Genomic DNA, 245 nt, shown 5'->3' on the forward strand with positions numbered 1-245 from the left:
GTGAACAAATAGCGGCTCGCGCGGCTCTGTCTAAAGTGCTCTTCTGTATTTCGGACATTGGTCGTATGGTCGGATTTAAAGAATCGCGCATTACTGTGAGTCGCGACTTAAACAATCTTGAAACCCACTGTCTTGCTTTGCAGGAGATACTGGCCAAGCGTGCCTCAGCAGCAACTCCTGGATCGGGCAGCGATAACATATTAGAGAGCAAAAACAATAAAGAGACCAAAGAGACTAAGGGGGAT

General features: G+C 47.3%; 1 protein-coding gene. It reads left to right on the forward strand.

Annotated elements, in window-relative coordinates; genetic code table 11:
• Window positions 1-245, forward strand: a 245-nt coding sequence (locus KVT38_RS34000) for a hypothetical protein (protein WP_217598117.1), incomplete at both ends; no start/stop codon positions are given.

Origin of the sequence: Cohnella sp. GbtcB17, from assembly GCF_019091135.1 — a bacterium.
Classification (GTDB): Bacteria; Bacillota; Bacilli; order Paenibacillales; family Paenibacillaceae; genus Cohnella.